The organism is Telluria sp. RT2P19 (assembly GCF_059685725.1).
In genome coordinates this window covers 86,087-101,397 of the sequence record NZ_JCASIL010000015.1, presented here as the reverse complement: position 1 = coordinate 101,397, position 15,311 = coordinate 86,087, and the positions used below count along the sequence as shown (strand labels likewise).

The 15,311-nt window shown below is 69.1% G+C and carries 14 protein-coding genes; 8 read left to right on the top strand and 6 right to left on the bottom strand.

Annotated elements, in window-relative coordinates:
• The first annotated feature begins 83 nt into the window (after positions 1-83).
• On the top strand, positions 84-575 hold the full coding sequence (locus tag AC56KW_RS18405) for a VOC family protein (RefSeq protein ID WP_497172128.1): 492 nt from the start codon (positions 84-86) through the stop codon (positions 573-575).
• Position 576: 1 nt separating this feature from the next.
• On the opposite strand, the gene AC56KW_RS18400 is transcribed toward AC56KW_RS18405, so the two are convergent.
• Positions 577-2,004 (bottom strand): aminotransferase-like domain-containing protein, encoded by a 1,428-nt coding sequence (locus AC56KW_RS18400; RefSeq protein ID WP_497172127.1) that lies wholly within the window; start codon positions 2,002-2,004, stop codon positions 577-579.
• 111 nt (positions 2,005-2,115) lie between these two features.
• Between AC56KW_RS18400 and AC56KW_RS18395 the strand changes: the two genes are divergently transcribed.
• The 5 genes from AC56KW_RS18395 (at position 2,116) to AC56KW_RS18375 (ending at position 6,899) form a co-directional block, all read left to right on the top strand.
• Positions 2,116-3,033 carry a DMT family transporter gene (locus tag AC56KW_RS18395; protein ID WP_497172126.1) on the top strand — a complete coding sequence of 306 codons (918 nt, stop codon included), beginning with the start codon at positions 2,116-2,118 and terminating at the stop codon, positions 3,031-3,033.
• A 72-nt stretch (positions 3,034-3,105) separates the two neighbouring features.
• On the top strand, positions 3,106-3,567 hold the full coding sequence (locus AC56KW_RS18390) for a RidA family protein (RefSeq protein ID WP_497172125.1): 462 nt from the start codon (positions 3,106-3,108) through the stop codon (positions 3,565-3,567).
• 165 nt (positions 3,568-3,732) lie between these two features.
• Positions 3,733-4,926, top strand: a complete 1,194-nt coding sequence (locus AC56KW_RS18385; protein ID WP_497172124.1) for an aminotransferase-like domain-containing protein — start codon at positions 3,733-3,735, stop codon at positions 4,924-4,926.
• 219 nt (positions 4,927-5,145) lie between these two features.
• Positions 5,146-6,507 carry a diguanylate cyclase gene (locus AC56KW_RS18380; RefSeq protein WP_497172123.1) on the top strand — a complete coding sequence of 454 codons (1,362 nt, stop codon included), beginning with the start codon at positions 5,146-5,148 and terminating at the stop codon, positions 6,505-6,507.
• On the top strand, positions 6,504-6,899 hold the full coding sequence (locus AC56KW_RS18375) for a GFA family protein (protein ID WP_497172122.1): 396 nt from the start codon (positions 6,504-6,506) through the stop codon (positions 6,897-6,899). The genes AC56KW_RS18380 and AC56KW_RS18375 overlap by 4 nt, the downstream gene beginning before the upstream one ends.
• A gap of 4 nt (positions 6,900-6,903) precedes the next feature.
• Here AC56KW_RS18375 and AC56KW_RS18370 read toward each other — a convergent pair whose 3' ends face one another.
• From AC56KW_RS18370 to AC56KW_RS18360, 3 genes are read right to left on the bottom strand one after another with little or no spacing between them, the layout of a single operon-like run.
• Positions 6,904-8,478 (bottom strand): FGGY-family carbohydrate kinase, encoded by a 1,575-nt coding sequence (locus AC56KW_RS18370; RefSeq protein ID WP_497172121.1) that lies wholly within the window; start codon positions 8,476-8,478, stop codon positions 6,904-6,906.
• A 9-nt stretch (positions 8,479-8,487) separates the two neighbouring features.
• A complete protein-coding gene (locus AC56KW_RS18365) occupies positions 8,488-10,122 on the bottom strand; it encodes a glycerol-3-phosphate dehydrogenase/oxidase (protein WP_497172120.1) in 1,635 nt (544 codons plus the stop codon).
• Positions 10,119-11,726, bottom strand: a complete 1,608-nt coding sequence (locus AC56KW_RS18360) for an FAD-binding oxidoreductase (RefSeq protein ID WP_497172119.1) — start codon at positions 11,724-11,726, stop codon at positions 10,119-10,121. The genes AC56KW_RS18365 and AC56KW_RS18360 overlap by 4 nt, the downstream gene beginning before the upstream one ends.
• 88 nt (positions 11,727-11,814) lie before the next feature.
• On the opposite strand from AC56KW_RS18360, the gene AC56KW_RS18355 reads away from it, so the two are divergent.
• Positions 11,815-12,852, top strand: a complete 1,038-nt coding sequence (locus AC56KW_RS18355) for an AraC family transcriptional regulator (protein WP_497172118.1) — start codon at positions 11,815-11,817, stop codon at positions 12,850-12,852.
• Between the two features lie 43 nt (positions 12,853-12,895).
• On the top strand, positions 12,896-13,351 hold the full coding sequence (locus tag AC56KW_RS18350) for an ATP-binding protein (RefSeq protein ID WP_497172117.1): 456 nt from the start codon (positions 12,896-12,898) through the stop codon (positions 13,349-13,351).
• 39 nt (positions 13,352-13,390) lie between these two features.
• Here AC56KW_RS18350 and AC56KW_RS18345 read toward each other — a convergent pair whose 3' ends face one another.
• Positions 13,391-14,347 (bottom strand): hypothetical protein, encoded by a 957-nt coding sequence (locus AC56KW_RS18345; protein ID WP_497172116.1) that lies wholly within the window; start codon positions 14,345-14,347, stop codon positions 13,391-13,393.
• A gap of 68 nt (positions 14,348-14,415) precedes the next feature.
• A complete protein-coding gene (locus tag AC56KW_RS18340; RefSeq protein ID WP_497172115.1) occupies positions 14,416-15,189 on the bottom strand; it encodes a YoaK family protein in 774 nt (257 codons plus the stop codon).
• Between the last annotated feature and the right edge of the window lie 122 nt (positions 15,190-15,311).

Below are 15,311 nucleotides of genomic sequence, written 5' to 3'. Positions count from 1 at the left end.
CTTTCACGCATGGGCCGTGTCGAATCCTCCTTTTTCCGTTCGTCGTAGCGATGCAGTCCCCGTCCACTACACAGGAGCACACCATGAACAAGTCAGCGCGTCCCATTCCGGAAGGCTACCGTACCGTTACGCCCCACCTGATCTGCGAACAGGCGCTCGAAGCGATCGAGTTCTACAAAAAAGCCTTTGGCGCTGTCGAGATCGCCCGCATGGCAGGGCCGGACGGCAAGATCATGCACGCGGAGATCCGCATCGGCGATTCGCCCATCATGCTGGCGCAGGATTATCCCGAATTCGGCAGCCTGGGGCCGCTGGCCCTGAAAGGCACGTCCGTGGTCATCCACCTGTACGTGGAAGACGCCGATGCCGCATGGGCCAGGGCGGTGGACGCCGGTGCCGAGCCGCTGATGCCGCTAGCCGACATGTTCTGGGGCGACCGCTATGGCCAGGTCCAGGACCCGTTCGGCCACCGCTGGTCGATCGCCACCCACCAGCAAGACCTGACGCCAGAACAGATCAAGGAGGGCATGGACAAGATGATGGCGAGCGGCTGTCCGGGCCAGCAATCGGGCTGATTCAGGCCACGCGCATTCCCGGGAGCTGGGTCTGCAGGAAATGCCAGACGCCCGGGTCTTGCAGCGCCGCGAGGTTCAGCCGCATGCGGGTCGAAGGCTGCTGGCTGGGCGAGAACAGGCTGCCCGGCGCCAGCAGCAAGTCCTGCTGCATGGCGCGCGCCGTCAGCGCATTGGTGTCGACGCCGGCGTCGACCCACACGAACATGCCGGCGGCCGGCGCGGGGTCGACCCGCATCCCGAGCGCCTCGAGCCGGCGCAGCGCGCCAGGGCGCAGCGCATCCAGGCGGGCGCGGGTGCGGTCCAGGTGCTTGCGGTGATGGCCCTCCGCCAGGATCTTGTAGACCACCCGCTCGCCGATATCGCTGGTGCTGAGGGTGGCCAGCATCTTGCGGTCGGCCAGGCGCTGCGTGCGTTCGCGCGAGGTGGCGATGAAGCCGACCCGCAGGTTGGCCGCCATCGATTTCGAGAAGCCCCCGAGGTAGATCACCCGCTGCAAGCCGTCCAGCGCGGCCAGGCGGGTGGCGCCGCCAGGGTGCAGGTCGCAGTAGACATCGTCCTCGACCACGAGAAACTCGTGCTGCTCGGCCAGGCGCAGCACCTGGAAGGCCTTGGCGGCCGACACCGAGGTCGAGCTGGGATTGTGCAGCACCGAATTGATGACGAACAGGCGCGGGCGATGCAGCGCCGCCAGCGCCGCGAGCCGGCCCAGGTCGGGGCCGTCGGCCAGGCGCGGCACGCCGACCACCTTCAGGCCCATCGCCGCGAAAGAACCGAACATCAGGAACCAGGCTGGATCGTCGACCAGCACCGTGTCGCCCGGCTGGCAGAATTCGCGCGCCACCAGGTCGAGCGCCTGGGTGGTGCCGAGCGTCGTCACCAGCTGCTCGGGCGGCGCCTCGATCTCGAGCTCGGCCAGCTTCCGCTGCAGCTGTTGCCGCAGCGGCAGAAAGCCGTGAGGCGAACCGTAGTTGAGCAGGCCGTCGCAGTTCTGGCGGCTCAGTGCGCGCAGGGCGTTGGCGAGCGCCGCGCCGTCGAGCCAGTCGGCCGGCAGCACGCCCGAGCCCGGCGCCAGCCCGAGCGGGGCCTGGCGGAACATGCTGCGCACCAGCCAGGCGATGTCGAGCGCGGCCGGCACCGGCGCCGGCTGCGCCAGCATGGCGGTGCGCGCCGGCGCCGGCTGGCGTTCGCGCACGAAGAAACCGGCGCCGCGGCGCGATTCCAGATAGCCCTGCGCCACCAGCCGGTCGTAGCTGGCCACGACGGTGAACGGCGACACCCCGTGGCTGGCTGCGAACTGGCGGATCGACGGCATGCGCGCGCCGGGCCGCAGCAGGCGCTCGTCCACCCGCGCGGTTACCGCGCGCACGATCTGGCCGGCCAGCGGTTCGCGGGAATCGCGCGCCAGCGCAAAGGCAGGTGTATTGGTCATTTCGCCATCACAGTCGGCAAACTATCGGATGAAGTGTACTGGGACTGTATTGGTCCCGGCGATTAGGATAGTCCCACTCCCCAGTTGTCGCAAGCCCAGCCAAGGACCGTGATGAACACTCTCGCCCGCCCCGTTTCCACGACTGACAGCCAGGACGAGACGCGCGGCATGCTGCTCGGCCTGGTGGGCGTCGCCATGTTCAGCCTGACGCTGCCGTTCACCCGCATGGCGGTCGCCGAGCTCGACCCACTATTCGTCGCCCTGGGCCGGGCCCTGGGCGCTGCGCTGCTGGCCGCCGCCTGGCTGGCCTGGCGCCGTACGCCACTGCCACCGCGCACCGCGCTGTTGCCGCTGGTGCTCGTCATGCTGGGCGTCGTGGTCGGTTTCCCACTTCTGAGTTCAATGGCGCTGCGTCATGTTCCTGCGTCCCACGGCGCAGTGCTGGCCGGCCTGCTGCCGCTGATGACGACCTCGTACGCGGCGCTGCGCGGCGACGAACGGCCTTCTCGCGCCTTCTGGCTGATGGCCGTGCTCGGCGCCGCCCTGGTACTGGCCTTTGCGCTGTTCCAGGGCGGCGGCGCGCTGCACCTGGCCGACCTGCTGATGTTCGGCGCACTGGCCGCCGGCGCTGTCGGCTATGCCGAAGGCGGCAAGCTGGCGCGCATGCTGGGGGGACCCGAGACAATCTGCTGGGCCTTGCTGCTGTCGCTGCCGCTGGTGGCGCCGCTGCTGGGCTGGCGGTTCGGCGCCGACGCCTGCACCGGCGTCGGTCTGGCCGCGTGGGCCGGACTGGGGTACGTCACCGTGTTCTCGATGTTCATCGGATTTTTCTTCTGGTATCGCGGCCTGGCGCTGGGCGGGATCGCCCGGGTCGGCCAGGTGCAGCTGCTGCAGCCCTTTCTGAGCCTGGTCGGCGCGGCCCTGCTGCTGGGAGAAGCGCTGACCCTGCACAACGCGCTGTTCGCGCTGGCCGTGATCGGCGTCGTGTGCGCCGGGCGCCGGCTGCAGGTCGGGCGCCGGCCCGCATAGGCGCCAGCCTGTGTGCATGACCCCGGCACGACGTACAATACCGCCTTCATTCAACGCAAAATGGAAAACACCATGTCCGTCTACGACAAACTCAAGGAACTGAACATTACCCTGGAAGCGCCGGCCACCCCGGCCGCAGCCTACGTCATGTACGTCCAGACCGGCAACCTCGTGTTCATCTCGGGCCATATCGCCAAGAACAAGGATGGCAGCATCGACACCGGCATCCTCGGCCGCGACAAGACCACCGCTGATGGCCAGGCCGCGGCGCGCTCGGTCGCGATCGACCTGATCGGCACCCTGCAAGAGGCAGTGGGTGGCGACCTGAACCGCGTCAAGCGCATCGTCAAGCTGATGAGCCTGGTCGCGTCGACTCCGGACTACAACGAACAGCACCTGGTCACCAATGGCGCCTCCGAACTGATCGGCGAGGTGTTCGGCGACGCCGGCAAGCACGCCCGTTCGGCGTTCGGTGTTGCCGCCCTGCCGCGCGGCACCTGCGTCGAGATCGAGATGATCGTGGAAGTGGCATAAAGCCGGCGATAAGCCATCAACAACCGGCATTAATTTGTCGGTAATTCAATTACTGTTGTATATCGGGTGGCGCTGACCCGGCGCCATTCGCCGACATGAAGCCGCCTACCCGGCGTGTTTTATATAATGGCCCGGCACGACCGTGCACCTTCCTGTGAGACGAGTATGAAAATCGAAAACCCCAATCCCATCCAGTGGCAGTTCTCGGAACGCGCCCAGCAGCTGCAAAGCTCTTTCATCCGCGAGATCCTGAAGATCACCCAGCGTCCAGAGATCATCTCGTTCGCGGGCGGCCTGCCATCGCCGGCCACCTTCCCGGTCGAGCGCATGAAGGCGGCCTACGACAAGGTCTTGACCGACAGCGGCAAAGTGGCGCTGCAATACGGCCCGACCGATGGCTATGCGCCGCTGCGCGAGTGGATTGCCGGTTCGCTGTCGACCCCGGGATCGCAGATCCTCCCGGAACAGATCCTCATGACCTCGGGTTCGCAGCAGGCGCTCGACCTGCTGGGCAAGGTGCTGATCGACGAAGGCAGCCGCGTGCTGGTCGAGACCCCGAGCTACCTGGGCGCGCTGCAGGCATTCTCGGTCTACCGTCCCGAGTTCAAATCGGTCGACACCGACGAACACGGCCTGGTGCCGTCGTCGCTGGAAGGCGTCGCGCAAGGCGCGCGCCTGCTGTACGCGCTGCCGAACTTCCAGAACCCGACCGGCCGCTCGCTGTCGGTCGAGCGCCGCCAGGAGCTGGTGGAAACCTGCGCCCGCCTCGGCGTGCCGCTGATCGAGGACGATCCTTACGGTTCGCTGTCCTACCGCGGCGAGCCGAGCCCGAAGATGGTCGCGATGAACCCGGACGGCGTCATCTACATGGGATCGTTCTCGAAGGTGCTGACCCCGGGCATCCGCCTGGGCTACGTCTGCGCGCCGCTGCCGCTGGTGCGCCGCCTCGAGCTGGCCAAGCAGGCGGCTGACCTGCACACCGCCCAGCTGACCCAGATGGTGGTGCACGAAGTCGTCAAGGACGGTTTCCTGGACCAGCATATCCCGACCATCCGCCAGCTGTACGGCGACCAGTGCCAGGTGATGCTGGACGCGATGCAAGAGCACTTCCCGGCAGGCGTGAGCTGGACCAAGCCGGAAGGCGGCATGTTCATCTGGGTCACCCTGCCGCAGCAGATCGACGCCATGAAACTGCTGGAGCAATCGCTGGCGGCGCGCGTGGCCTTCGTGCCGGGCGCACCGTTCTACGCCAATGACGCGCCTACCAATACCCTGCGCCTGTCGTTCGTGACCGTGCCGCCGGAACGCATCCGCGAGGGTATCGCCGTCCTCGGCAAGCTGATCGCCGGCATGCTGTAACGCCAAAGCGCGCGGTGCCCCGCCCCGCGCGCTAACCGTTTTTAGATCGACTGTCAGTCGATTCTTCATTTAGCTATAGGAAAATCCTGAACCTGTGGCTGGGCGGTTGCGACAGTGCAACAATAGCATCGGGACTTGGATTTTAGGCAAGGTTAATTTTCCTGAAGTGGCGTCTAAAGTGTATGATTTCTCGTCACTGATGAGGTCTATTCGACACCGATGATGCACCCTGCCCTAGCGCTCGCCGCACCGGCGCGCCAATCCGCGATCCTGATCGTCGACGACGCTCCCGACAGCCTCGGCCTGCTGCAGGACATCATGCGCCAGCAGGGCTACCAGACCTTCGTGGCCGATTCCGGCAAGCGCGCCCTCGACATCGCCACCCGCGTCCAGCCCGACCTGATCCTGCTCGACGTGATCCTGCCCGACCTCGACGGCCTGGAAATCTGCCGCCGCCTGAAGCGCCAGCCCGCCACCGCCCACATCCCCGTGATCTTCATCAGCGCCTGCTGCGAAACCGAGGACATCGTCGCCGGCTTCGACACCGGCGCGGCCGACTACATCGCCAAGCCGCTGCGCATGGCCGAGGTCTGCGCGCGGGTGCGCGCCCAGCTGCGCCTGCGCAGCAGCAGCGAAACCCAGAAGCAGCAGGCCGAGCGCCTGCAGAGGATCGTCGACGGCATGGACGAAGGCCTGTTGCTGGTCGACCGCGAGGGCCGCGTGGTGTATGCCAACCCGGCCTGCGAGCGCTTCCTGGCGCGACCGAGGGAACTGCTCGAGGGGGAGGCGCTGGCCGACCTGATCGAGCCGCCGGCGGCGCACGACTACGCCGACTACTTCGCCGACCCGGACGACCGCGAGGCCGTGCAGCGCTGCCGCGGCACGCGCGAAGTGCTGGTGCGACAGGCCGACGGCGCCCTGCGCGCGATCGACCTCGGCCTGTCGCCGATGGCCGGTGGTGAAGCGTTGTTCGTCGCCCTGCTGCATGACATCACCCACCACAAGCAATCCGAGACGGCGCTGCAGCGCGCGGCCATGGTCGACCCGCTGACGCGCATCGCCAACCGCCGCCACTTCGACGCCCTCCTCGACAAGGAATGGCAGCGCGCGGTCCGCAGCAGCCAGCCGTTGTCGCTGATTGTCCTCGACGTCGACCATTTCAAGGGGTATAACGACAGCCTGGGCCACGCCGCCGGCGACGCCTGCCTGCAGGCGATCGCCGAGGCGCTGCAATCGCACGCGCTGCGTCCCACCGACCTGGCGGCGCGCTACGGCGGCGAGGAGTTCGTGGTGCTGCTGGCCGACACCCCGTCGTCGACAGCGGCGCGGCTGGGCGAGGCGATCCGGGCCCATATCGAGCGCCTCGCGATCCCGAACCCGCGCGCCGGCGAGCCGGGCGTGGTCACGGTCAGCGTGGGGGTGACCTGCATCGTCCCGACCCTGTTCGACGACATCCGCTTGTTCTTCGTCTCGGCCGACCGCGCGATGTACGAAGCCAAGGCGCGCGGGCGCAACCAGGTGGTGGCGATGCAGGCCGGGACGGCGTGCGAACAGGCGCACGGCGGGTTGGCACGGAGATGACGACGCGCACCGCCTCGTGCAGTTGCGGCGCGCTGACAGCGCAGGTGAGCGACGCACCGCTGCGCGTGTCGATCTGCCACTGCCTCAATTGCCAGCGGCGCAGTGGCAGCGTGTTCGCGGCGCAGGCCAGGTTCGCGCGCGAGCAGGTAGTCATCTCCGGCGCCTCGACGGCTTATGCGCTGGTGGGCGACGAAGGGTCGCGCGCGCATTTCCATTTCTGTCCGACCTGCGGCGCCACGGTCTATTACCAGACCGTAGGCGCCGAGGAAACGGTCGCCATCCCGACCGGCGCCTTCGCCGATCCCCTCTTCCCCGCGCCGACGGTGTCGGTGTACGAGGATCGCATGCACGCGTGGGTCGTGCCGCCACGAGACGCCGAGCACATCCCTTGACGGGTCAAGCGCCGCGCGGATAGCCGGTGATGCGTGCGATGTCACGGTACATCGGCCGCAGCCGCCGGTACATCCGCAGGTACACGTCCCGGTACAGGCGCTGGTAGACCTTGCGGTTGCCGGGAATCGGCGTGAACACCTTGCCTACCCGCGTCATGCGGGCGATCGCGGAGGGGAAATCCGGATACAGCCCGAGCCCTACCGCCGCGTCGATCGCCGCCCCCAGCCCAGAAGTCTCGTACACGTGTGGCCGCGCCGTCGGCAGGCCGAAGATGTCGGCCGTGAGCTGCATCGCCGCGTCGCTCTGCGAGCCGCCCCCGGAGACCCGCAGCTCGGTGATGCGCACCCCGCCGCGCCGCTCGATCCGTTCCTTCCCTTCGCGCAGCGCGTACGCCAGTCCTTCCAGGATCGCGCGGTACACGTGGGCGCGGGTATGGACGTCGCCGAAGCCCACGATCGCTCCTTTCGCCTCGCGGCCCGGCAGGCGGATGCCCGGCGTCCAGTAAGGCTGCAGCATCAGGCCCATCGATCCGGGCGGCACGCTGCTGGCCAGCGCGTCGAACAGGTGTTCGGGCGCCACGTCTTCGAGCAATGCGCGCGACTGTTCGTGGTGGCCGAATTGCTCCTTGAACCAGTTGACCATCCAGTAGCCGCGAAACACCTGCTGTTCGATGCTGTAGGCGTCCGGCAGTGCGCTCGGATACGGCGGCACGAAGCGCACCGCCTCGACGTAGCGCCTGGACGTGATATTGATGGTGGCGGTGGTGCCGTAGCTCAGGCAAGCCACATGCGGTTCGCAGCAGCCGGCCCCGATCACCTCGCAAGCCTTGTCGGCGGCCGCCGCCAGCAGGGGCAAGCCTTGCGGGATGCCGGTATCGATCGCCGCCTGGGCGGTGACGGCGCCCAGGCGCGTGCCGGGCGGCGCCAGCTCGGGCAGCATGGATGGCCTGACTGCGAGCGCCTGCCATTGCCAGGCGCGCGGCCCGGCCCAGCGCAGGCGCCGGTAGTCGAAGGGGATATAGGCGACTTGCGAACCGCTCGAATCGACGAAGCGTCCGCCGAGGCGCCAGTTCAGGTAGCCCGACAGCAGCAGGAACTTGTCGGTCGCCTCCCAGACCTCGGGCTGGTGGGCGCGGATCCAGTTGATCTCGGCCTCGCCGGCCAGGTGGCGCATGGTGCCGGCCACGCCGGCCATCTGGAACGCGGCGCGCCACAGTGCCCCTGGTTGGGGAACGACGTCGGTGTGGCGCTGGTCGAGCCAGGTCATGGCGGGGCGCAGCGGACGGCCTTCGCGGTCGAGGTTGACCACGGTGCCGCGCTGGGTGGTGACGGCGACGCCGGCCACGCGCGCGCGGTCGAAGCCGGGCAAGGTCCACAACTGGCGGCAAGCCCGGCACAGCGCCTGCCAGTAGGCGTCGACGTCGTGCTCGTGCCAGCCGGGCTGCGGCGAGCAATACGCGTCGAGGGCCACCTGCGACCTGGCCACGAGGTTGCCTTCCAGGTCGAACAGCAAGGCGCGCACGCTTTGGGTGCCGTTGTCGATCGCCAGCAACAGCGGCGACTGCGCAGTGCCAGGCATCGGGTCCGGTCAGGCGGCGGACGGGATGCCGTACTGCTTGCGCCACTGGGCCAGGTAGCGCCGCTCCTGCGCCTCCCAGTGGGCGTCCGGCCAGCCGAGTTCGATTTGGCAGATGGCGCGGATGCGCGTCATCTGGTCGAGGCCACCCTTGGGCAATTGCAGGCCGAGCCGGGTGCGGCGCAGCAGCAGGTCGTCGAGCTGGTAGACCTGCTCGGAGCGCGCGGCCCAGCGCAGCTCGGCCCACAGCGTCTGCGTGCCGGGGATGCACTCGAGCTCACCCGTTTTGGCCGCGAGCAGCAAATCCTTCGCGTGCGCGCCGTGGCGCCCGGACAGGCGGCGCAGCACGGTGGCCGGGACGTCGTGGCGCGCCGGCACCGGTACCCGCGCGAACACCGGCCCGCGTTCGGAACGCAGCTGCCAGCCGGGCAGTTGCTGCGACACGTGGCGCAGCACGTCGAGGGCGATCGAGCGAAAGGTGGTCAGCTTGCCGCCGGTGACCGAGACCAGGCCGGGTTCGGACCACACGAAATGGTCGCGCTTTTCGGACGACGGCGCGCCGTGCGACCCACTGTCGATCACCGGCCGCACGCCGGCGAAGGTGGCGACCACGTCGGCATCGGTGAGATCGAGCAGTGGGAACTGGGCGTGCAGGGCCGCCATCAGGTAGTCGAATTCATGGCGCGTGATGCGCGCCTCGGCATCCACCCCTTCCTCGTGGTCGACGTCGGTAGTGCCGACCAGGGTCACGCCCTCCCACGGGAAGGCGAACACGGGCAGGCTGTCGGCCGGGTGCAGCAGGCTGACCGCCTGCGCCAGCGGCAGGCGCCAGGCCGGCAGCACCAGGTGGCTGCCGCGCAGCGGGCGCAACCGAGGCGCGCGGTCGGGTTTGCCTTCGCCGCCCAGCAAGGTCGACCAGGCGCCGGTCGCGTTGATCACCACGCGCGCGCGCACCGCCGTCTCGGCCTTGCTGCGTTCGTCGCGCAGCATGGCGCCATGCACCTTGCCGCCGTCGCGCACCAGCGCCTGGACGGTCACGTAGTTGCAGGCCACCGCGCCGTGGGTGCGCGCCTCGTCGAGCACGCGCAGCACCAGGCGCGCGTCGTCGGTCTTGGCGTCGGTGTAGCGGATGCCGCCGGCCAGCTGCGCCTCGCCGATGTTCGGGGCCAGCATGCGGAACGCGTCCGGCCGCTCCCAGTGCGGCTCGCGGCGGCCGGCCAGCATGTCGTACACGCGCAGCATGGCCAAAAAGCCCAGGCGGCGCTTGATGTCGGTGCCGTGGTCGGCGAAGGCGAAGCCCTGCGGCTCGACCAGGCCGGGAGCGGCGCGCAGCAGCGCCTCGCGCTCGCGCACCGCGTCGCGCGTCAGGCGCAGGCTGCCGCTGGCCAGGTAGCGCAGGCCGCCATGCACCAGCTTCGACGAGCGGCTCGACGTGCCCCAGGCGAAGTCCTTCTGCTCGACCAGCAGCGTCTTGAGGCCGCGCCGCGCCGCTTCGAGCAGGATACCGGCGCCGGTGATGCCGCCGCCGATCACCAGGAGGTCCCAGTCGCGTGCCGGCGGGAAGGCGTGGGGCCTGCCGATCGCATTGGTCCCATTGTTGGCGCCATGGTTGGCCCCGTTGTTTACCGCGTTATTGGCCCCATTCATGGCGTCACCAGCTTGCCGGGGTTCATGCGGCACTCGGGGTCGAAGTGGCGGAACAGCGCGCCCATTGCACCCAGTCCCAGCTCGCCCTTCTCGGCCGCCAGCCATGGCGCATGGTCGATGCCAACGCCGTGCTGGTGGCTGATGGTGCCGCCGCAGCCGACGATCGCGCTCGACACCCGGTCCTTGAGCTGGCGCCAGCGCGCCAGGTCGGCCTGGTAGTCGCCGGCCAGCCGGTAGACGAAGGTGGAATACACGCTGGCGCCCTGCGGATACAGGTGCGACAGATGGGTGTAGGCGTGGACCCGTTCACCGAACGCCTCCAGCGCAGCCGCCGCGGCCTGCTCGATCGCCCCCACCGCGTGCGTGACGTGCGGCCAGTCGAGCGCCGTCTCCACCGTGTCGATCGCATAGCCCTGTTCCCAGGCCGCGTTGCGCAGGTAGACGCTGCGGAAGCGGTTCTGGCGCCAGCGTTCGCCCAGCGCGCGGCCGACGTGCACGCCGCGCTGGCGCCGCGCCAGCGCCACCGCCGTGCGCAGCGCCTCGCGCGCCTGGCCCCTGGCGCCGCTGGCGCCCACCAGCAGCATGCATTTACCCTGGCCGCAGCCGCGCCAGCCCAGGTAGCGCTCCAGCATGCCCACCTGGCCGCCGTGGCCGGCCAGCGCCAGCATGGTCTGCGTCTCGCTGGCGTTCGACAGGCGCAGCATCGACAGCCCCAGGCGCGCCTGGGCCAGGATGCGCACTGCCTTTACCGCCTGCTCCCAGCTTGGGAAGAACAGCGCGTGAAAAGCCTCGTGGTCGGGAAGGCGGTTGATGCGCACCACGGCGTGGGTCAGCACGCCCATCCGGCCTTCGGAACCCAGCACCATCTCGCGCAGGTCGATGCCGCTGCTCGACGCCGGGAAGGTCGGGATGTCGAGGGTGCCGGACGGCGTCTCGATGCGCCCGCCCGCGAACAACTGCTCGATGCGGCCGTAGCGCAGCGACTGCTGCCCCGACGAACGGGTGGCGACCCAGCCGCCCAGCGTGGAGTATTCGAACGATTGCGGATAGTGGCCCAGGGTGTAGCCGTGGGCGCGCAGTTGCGCCTCGAGGTCGGGGCCGGCCACGCCGGCCCCGAAGCAGGCCAGCAACGCTTCGCGGTCGAGCGAGATCATGGCGCGCATGCGGCCCATGTCCATGCTCAGGGTCGGGCGCAGGCCGCCATTGGAACTGTGGCCGACGTCGAGGTGGCCGGCCACGCTGGTGCCGCCACCGTAGGGAATGACCACCGCGTCGTGCCGGGCGGCGAAGGCCAGCAGCTCACGCACCTGGGCGCCGGATTCGGGAAAGGCGACGCCGTCCGGCACATCGCCGAGGCGCCCGTGGCGCAGGCGCAGCCAGTCGGGCAGGCTCTGGCCGAGGGCGTGGCGGGCGCGGGTGGCGGGGCTGGCGTCGATCAAGGGATGGGCCGGCAGGCGGCCGGGCGGCAGGCCGGCGCACGCCTGCTCGAAGGTGGCGTCTTGCGGCGCCGTGCCCCGGCCCAGGCGTGCTCCGAGAAAGGCGCGGGCCTCGCCTTGCAACTGCACCGTAATCGACTCGTCACCCCAACCGTTCCAACGCCGCATCAATGACTTTCCGTTATACTGCAAGTTGTTATTTTTGCCAGCTCGAGTATCACATTAAAACGCTCTCCGCCCACCGTCTTGCGCTTTCATGACACAGCCTTGCTCTATCACGCCACCCCCGGGCGGCGCGCGCGTGACCGGTGCCTACCTGCAGCCCCTGCTGGAAACCGCCCTGGAGCGCGGCCTACCCCTCGCCGCATTGGCCGGTGCCGCCGGACTGGCGCCGGATGCACTGGAGCCGCTGCCCGACAGCCTGCCCGTGGGACGCTACATCGCCTTGCTCGAAGCCGGCGCGCGCCTGGCGCATGATCCGTTCTTCGGCCTGCATGTGGGAGAGAAGGCCCGTCCCGCCACCTACAGCGCCTATGGCATGTTGTTGCTGGCCTGCAGCAACTTCGGCCATGCGCTGGAGCTGACCGAACGTTACGAGTCGCTGGCCCACGACCTGGGCCGCAGCCGGCTGGCGCTTCACGGCGCCCAGGCGCACTACGAATGGATCAGCCACCATCCCGACGCCACGCGTCACCTGGTGGAAAGCGTGTTCGCCGGCATCCGCGTGTTCGGCAGCTGGCTGGCCGGGCGGCCCCTGGTGCCGCTGGCGCTGCGCCTGCGCCATCCCGATCCGGGCCACGGCAGCGCCGAATACCTGCGCGTGCTGGGCGTGGCGCCCGAGTTCAACGCGCCGCTCGACTGCGCCGTGGTCGATGCGGCCCTGCTGGCGATGCCGGTACCGAACGCCGACACCAGCCTGTATCCGGTGCTGCGCCAGCACGCCGAACGGCTGCTCGAAGAACGCGCCGCGCAAGAAGAGCACATCGTGGCGCTGGTGCGGGCCGCGCTGCTGCCGCGCCTGGCTGGCGGCGAGGCGCGCCTGGCGCCGGTGGCGACGGCGCTCGGATTGTCGCCACGCACCCTGCAGCGCAAGCTGGCCGAGGCCGGGTCCAGCTACCAGGAAGTGCTCGACGCGCTGCGCTTCGGCCTGGCCCAGGACTACCTGCGCCGGCGCGAGCTGGGACTGGTCGATATCGCCTTCCTGCTCGGCTTTCAGGAACAGAGCGCGTTCACCCACGCGTTTCGCGAATGGAGCGGCATGAATCCTGGCGCCTGGCGCGAGCAGGTCGGCTGATAAGGCCGGATAGCTGGACCAGGACGGATTCAGCCACCTTCGAGTGATGGCCATTAACGAGCGCGGCGTACCCGGGCCCGTCACCGCCCTGTCCTGCCACATCCCGCCGCGCCTTTTCCAGGCCTGGGGGTTCCTGGAAGCCTGCGTGCTGGCGCTCCTGCTGGTCTCTGTCCAGGCCCACCGCCTGCGCACGCGCCGGCTGGCCGAGCGCATCGAAGGCGAGCTGCTGGCGCGCCTGCGCGAGCGCGAATCGATCGCGCGCCCGGCCGGCGCGGACCATCGCGTACTCGTGCTCACCGTCAGCGACGCTGGCCAGGCGCCGGGCGGCTGCGCCGGGGACCGGCCCGGCCACTTCGGCGCGCAGGGCATGCGCGAGCGCGCCGCCCGGCTCGGCGCGCGGCTGCGCATCGAAAGCGGTCCCGAAGGTACCGGCTCACGCCGGGGATTCCGGTCGAGCCGGACCAGGCAGCGCAATCGCGCCACGCTTCCTCCACGGTGAGCGCAGACACCCGGGCCGTCGGCGCGGTGCGCTGCCGCGTCAAGCCGGCTGCGTCGGCTGGCCCTTGCTGCGCGCCAGGCCAACGCACACGGCAAGCGGCACCAGGAAGGGATACAGCCCCCAGACCAGCCGCCCCTCGACCCGCACGCTCAATGCCGCATACAGCTGGGGCAAGGTCATCAACACGAGCAGGCCGACAAGCGGGCGCAGTGGCGCCGGGGCGTGGCGCCAGCCGAGGCCGGCCAGCGGCACGACCAGGATCGCCGTTCCCACGATCGAGGCCAGCGAGCGCAGGTCGCGCAGGGCCGCCATCACGGTCCCGGCATTCGGCTGCCAGGTATAGCTCGGCAGGCCGGTGATCAGGTGCCAGCGCACCAGCACCATCCAGCCGCCAGCTGCGGCCAGGAAGGCCACTCCCGGCAGCACGGCGATCCGGCGCGTGGCGACCAGCCACACCAGCAGCAGCACGTTTTCTTCGCGGATCGCCGAACCCGCCAGGCCCGCCAGCGCGGCCAGCCAGGGCTGGCCGGACAGCACCGCCAGCACGAAGGCGGCGCGCGCGCAGATCGAACCCGGGTCGACCAGCAAATAAGGCGCATACCAGAAAGTCGGCAACGAGACGATCATCAGCAGGCCGGCCGCGATGGCGCGCTTGTGGTCCAGGCCCGCCCGCAGGACGGCGGCCGACATGCAGCAGGCGCCGGCGACGACCAGCAGCCAGTTCAGCAGGGCGAAGCTGTTGCGCAGGTCGCCCGGCATGCTGGAAGCCACCGCAGGCACCAGCAGGCGATAAGGGAATGGCGCGCGCAGCTCGCTGGCGGCGAGCTCGCCGCGCAGGTAGCGCGCGGTGTCGAAATACGCCTGCGAATCCTCGACCGTGCCGCCCCAGCGCCAGCACATGACGGCGTAGGCGAGGATGGCGAAGGAGATGGCGATGAAAGGCCAGCTGAGCCGGCGCGTGGCCGGTGTGGCGGGTGGAAACGATGCATGGCGCATAAAAGGCAGGTGGCGCAAATCGAGATGATAACCGCATTCGCGCGCACTACCGCGTGTGCGTGCGATGCTCAGGCGTCGCGCCCCGCCCCGCCCCGCCGGCCCAACATGCGCACGGCGTCGTCGACCACCGGCACGATCGCCAGCACGCACAGGAAGGCCGCCAGCGGCACCGTGGACAGGTAGCCCAGGTGCTTGAAGCCCAGCGCGCCGACCACGCCGCCCAGGCAGAACGCGCCCAGCAGCGACAGCATCAGCAGCAGGCGGCCAAGGTTGGCGGTCACCTTCGGCCCGCGCGCCCGGCGGTCGCCGTTCCAGTAGGCCATCTTGCCCAGCTCGATGCCGATGTCGGTCACGATGCCGGTCATGTGGGTGGTGCGGATCTCGGCACGCGAGACCTTGGTGATGACCGCGTTCTGCAGCCCCATCATGAAGCACAGCAGCATCACGGTGAGCGGAATGAACAGGGCGTCGATCCCGGCCAGTCTTGCGCCGAGGATGCCGAACACCAGCAGCAGCACGGCTTCGAGCAACAGGGGCAGCGCAAAGCCGCTATGAAGGCCGCGGCGCCGGATATAGTTGACGAGGATGGCGGTGCAGGCCGCGCCGAGCAGGAAGCTGAGCAGCGCGCCGAGCGCCGCCAGCACCAGGTCGGTGTCGCCCAGCACCAGGTGGTCGGCCGCGCTCGAAACGATGCCGGTCATGTGCGAGGTATATTCACGCACCGCCAGGAAGCCCCCGGCGTTGATCGCGCCGGCCACGAAGGCCAGGGCAATGCCCAGGTGCCGGTTGGCGCCGGGCGTACGTTCATGTCCTGTCAGGCTGCGCGCGTAACTGATCGGCACGGCGAATCGCTTTCGAAATGAAATCGCTGGTTGGTGTGCCTTTGATGTTACCGCAAATCACTTGCCGCGCACTGTGAACGCTATTCATTCATGGAGCTATAATAAAAAATTATCGAAAACCG

Bases quoted from the DNA above. Each gene is read 5' to 3' on its own strand.
- AC56KW_RS18405 (WP_497172128.1), top strand. From the start codon at position 84: ATGAACAAGTCAGCGCGTCCCATTCCGGAAGGCTACCGTACCGTTACG.
- AC56KW_RS18400 (WP_497172127.1), bottom strand. From the start codon at position 2,004: ATGACCAATACACCTGCCTTTGCGCTGGCGCGCGATTCCCGCGAACCG.
- AC56KW_RS18395 (WP_497172126.1), top strand. From the start codon at position 2,116: ATGAACACTCTCGCCCGCCCCGTTTCCACGACTGACAGCCAGGACGAG.
- AC56KW_RS18390 (WP_497172125.1), top strand. From the start codon at position 3,106: ATGTCCGTCTACGACAAACTCAAGGAACTGAACATTACCCTGGAAGCG.
- AC56KW_RS18385 (WP_497172124.1), top strand. From the start codon at position 3,733: ATGAAAATCGAAAACCCCAATCCCATCCAGTGGCAGTTCTCGGAACGC.
- AC56KW_RS18380 (WP_497172123.1), top strand. From the start codon at position 5,146: ATGATGCACCCTGCCCTAGCGCTCGCCGCACCGGCGCGCCAATCCGCG.
- AC56KW_RS18375 (WP_497172122.1), top strand. From the start codon at position 6,504: ATGACGACGCGCACCGCCTCGTGCAGTTGCGGCGCGCTGACAGCGCAG.
- AC56KW_RS18370 (WP_497172121.1), bottom strand. From the start codon at position 8,478: ATGCCTGGCACTGCGCAGTCGCCGCTGTTGCTGGCGATCGACAACGGC.
- AC56KW_RS18365 (WP_497172120.1), bottom strand. From the start codon at position 10,122: ATGAATGGGGCCAATAACGCGGTAAACAACGGGGCCAACCATGGCGCC.
- AC56KW_RS18360 (WP_497172119.1), bottom strand. From the start codon at position 11,726: ATGCGGCGTTGGAACGGTTGGGGTGACGAGTCGATTACGGTGCAGTTG.
- AC56KW_RS18355 (WP_497172118.1), top strand. From the start codon at position 11,815: ATGACACAGCCTTGCTCTATCACGCCACCCCCGGGCGGCGCGCGCGTG.
- AC56KW_RS18345 (WP_497172116.1), bottom strand. From the start codon at position 14,347: ATGCGCCATGCATCGTTTCCACCCGCCACACCGGCCACGCGCCGGCTC.